The sequence below is a fragment of the Salipiger sp. PrR002 genome, from assembly GCF_010500775.1.
Lineage (GTDB): Bacteria > Pseudomonadota > Alphaproteobacteria > Rhodobacterales > Rhodobacteraceae > Salipiger.
The window spans coordinates 1-2733 of record NZ_JAAGOU010000077.1 but is presented as its reverse complement, the minus strand read 5'-3'; the positions used below and the strand labels follow the sequence as shown (position 1 = coordinate 2733).

The window sequence follows — 2733 nt, the reverse complement described above, 5'->3', positions numbered from 1 at the left end:
GTATGCGCCGTTTCCGCCCCATTGATTTGGGACGTTTTTGCCGTGTGACGTCTCTGCCAGAAGATCTGTGGACAGAGACGGAGATTTTTCATGGCGGATGTCGGGGATGAGTATGTTGGGCGGTGCGAGGTTGTCGAGCCACGCCGCGGGAACCGGCGTTGGCCCGTCGATGTGAAGGCGCGGATTGTTGCGGAGAGCTTTCAACCCGGTGCCCGGGTCGTGGATGTCGCGCGGCGTCATGGGCTCATCGCGCATCAACTGTCGGACTGGCGTCGGCAGGCACGGGAAGGCCTTTTGGCACTGCCGGCTGATTTGATGGCGAGCTTGTCGTCGCCCGGCGATGAACCTTTAGAGCCCGCCTTTGTGCCTCTTGCGGTTGCATCTGAGCCGCAGTTGGCTTCGGATTTGTCAGCGCAGCCTGACGCTTCCCGGGGTTCGACGGGGACCATGACAGTGGAGATCGGAGCCGATGTTGTGCTGCGGGTTCCGGACGATGTGGAGGTGGCGCGGGTTGCGGCTCTGGTCTTTGCGCTGCGGGGGGTGGCATGATTGTGGCGGGGCAACGCCTGCCGATCCTGATTGCGACGCGGCCAGTGGACTTCCGCTGCGGCCATAATGCGCTGGCATTGATGGTGCAGACGGAGTTGAAGCTCGATCCGCATTCCGGGGTCACCGTGATCTTCCGTTCGAAGCGGGGCGACCGGCTGAAGATCCTTGTGTGGGACGGAAGCGGTATGGTTCTTACCTACAAGATCCTTGAACAAGGCAGCTTCGCTTGGCCGAAGATTCAGGACGGAGTGATGCGGGTGTCCCGGGCGCAAGCGGAAGCTCTGATTGAGGGTTTGGACTGGCGTCGGGTGGTCGCGCGCCGGGTGCAGGCACCGAGTGCCGCGGGCTGAATTGAAGGCCATTTTGGCTTTGTTTTACTGGGCTTTCTGACCCTTGTCGGGTAGAAAGTCTGCATGTCGCAGCCCTTCGATCTCAGCCAGTTTCCAGACCTTCCGCCAGAGGTAGTGAAAGCCTTCGCCGCCCAGCAGGCGGCGCTGGAAGCTGCCCGGTTTGAGGCGACGGTTGAGCGCGCGGCGCGCCAGCACGAGCAGGCGGTGGCAGCCGAGAAGGAGGCCTTCATTACCGAGCTGAAGGCGCTGATCGAGAAACTGGAAGGCCAGGTTCAGGACTACCGCCGCACGAAGTTCGGACCGAAATCGGAAAAGCTGGACCCGGCGCAGCTGGAACTGGCGCTGGAGGACCTGGAGACGGCGATCGCCGAGACGCAGGCGCAGATCGCCGCCGTCGAGGAGAGGATCGCGGCCAGCGAAGCAGACCCCGACAAGCGCAGGCCGCGTGCCCCGCGCAAGGCCCGCACGCTGCCCGAGAGCCTGCCGCGCGTCGAGCGGGTGATCGTGCCCGACAACATCACTTGCCCCTGCGGCTGTGGCGATATGGTCCGCATCGGCGAGGATCGGACAGAGCGGCTGGATTACATCCCCGCACGCTATCGAGTGATCGTCACTGTGCGTCCGAAATACGCCTGCCCGAAGGGACGCACAGGCGTGGTTCAGGCGAAGGCTCCTGCGCATCTCTTGGAGGGCAGTTGGCCCACCGAGGCGCTGCTTGCCCAGATCGCGGTCGCCAAGCATTCCGAGCACATGCCCCTCAACCGCCAGGCCGTGGTGATGGCCCGCCATGGCGTGCCGATCGACCGTTCCGTGCTGGCCGACTGGATGGGCCGGACCGGTGCCCTGATCGCGCCGGTTGTCGACCACATGGCCAAGCGCTTGATGACGGATAGCACACGGCTCTATGTCGATGAGACCACTGCTCCGGTGCTGGATCCCGGGCGCGGCAAGACGAAGACCGGCTACCTCTGGGCGGTATTGCGCGACGACCGCGGTTGGAATGGCCCCGCGCCACCAGGCGTGGTGTTCCATTATCGACCCGGGCGTAAAGGGGAATATGCCGCCGAGATCCTCGAGGGCTTCAACGGCACGATCCAGGTCGATGCCTATGGGGGTTACTCACACCTCGCCACGCCGAAACGCTCGGGGGGCAAGCCACTGCGGCTGGCCTTCTGTTGGGCGCACGGACGGCGCAAACTGATCAAGGCCACGCCCAAGAAGGGCTCTCCCATCGTCGACGAGGCGCTTTTGCGTATCGCCGCGCTCTACAAAATCGAGGACGCGATACGCGGCTCGGAGCCTGATCATCGCCGGGCGGTGCGGCAGGAACTGTCCCGTCCCTTGGTGGACGCGTTCTTCACTTGGCTGGCGGCCCAGGCCGCACGGGTCTCGCGCAAGTCCGATCTCGGCGAGGCCATGGCCTATATGCTGCGTCGCGAAGACGGCTTCCGCCTGTTCCTCGACGACGGTCACGTCGACATCGACTCCAACCTCGTCGAAAACGCCATCAGAAGCCCGGCGATGAACCGCCGCAACGCGCTCTTTGCAGGCCATGACGAGGGCGGAAGAAATTGGGCTCGCTTTGCCAGCCTGATTGGCTCCTGCAAGATCAACGGCGTCGAGCCCTATGCCTACTTGTGCGATCTCTTCACCAAGCTGGCCAACGGACACCTCGACAAGAACATCGATGAACTGATGCCTTGGGCCTACGCGCAGAAGTCCACCACCTCATCGTGAGCTCGTTCGGGACTCCCTGACGAGCTCACACGGCAGCCCTCAGACGCCAAAAAGCCAGGGGCAACCCGAACATCAATGGGGCAGAGACGGCGGATAC

General features: G+C 63.5%; 4 protein-coding genes. 3 read left to right on the top strand and 1 reads right to left on the bottom strand.

The window, feature by feature from the left end; genetic code table 11:
* The coding region (locus G0A00_RS26950; protein WP_368667755.1) for a hypothetical protein at window positions 1-240 on the bottom strand (240 nt) is incomplete at its 3' end.
* Between G0A00_RS26950 and G0A00_RS26945 the strand changes: the two genes are divergently transcribed.
* From G0A00_RS26945 to G0A00_RS26115, 3 genes are all read left to right on the top strand, one after another.
* Window positions 172-549 (top strand): transposase, encoded by a 378-nt coding sequence (locus G0A00_RS26945; RefSeq protein ID WP_368667754.1) that lies wholly within the window; start codon window positions 172-174, stop codon window positions 547-549. The two genes, G0A00_RS26950 and G0A00_RS26945, sit on opposite strands and share 69 nt — an antisense overlap.
* Window positions 546-899, top strand: coding sequence for an IS66 family insertion sequence element accessory protein TnpB (gene tnpB, locus G0A00_RS26120; RefSeq protein WP_164185599.1), 354 nt, complete (start codon window positions 546-548; stop codon window positions 897-899). The genes G0A00_RS26945 and tnpB overlap by 4 nt, the downstream gene beginning before the upstream one ends.
* A gap of 63 nt (window positions 900-962) precedes the next feature.
* Entirely contained in the window at window positions 963-2636 is a 1674-nt protein-coding gene (locus G0A00_RS26115) for an IS66 family transposase (RefSeq protein ID WP_164185600.1), read from the top strand.
* Window positions 2637-2733: the final 97 nt, after the last annotated feature.

Bases quoted from the DNA above. Each gene is read 5' to 3' on its own strand.
- tnpB (WP_164185599.1), top strand. From the start codon at position 546: ATGATTGTGGCGGGGCAACGCCTGCCGATCCTGATTGCGACGCGGCCA.
- G0A00_RS26115 (WP_164185600.1), top strand. From the start codon at position 963: ATGTCGCAGCCCTTCGATCTCAGCCAGTTTCCAGACCTTCCGCCAGAG.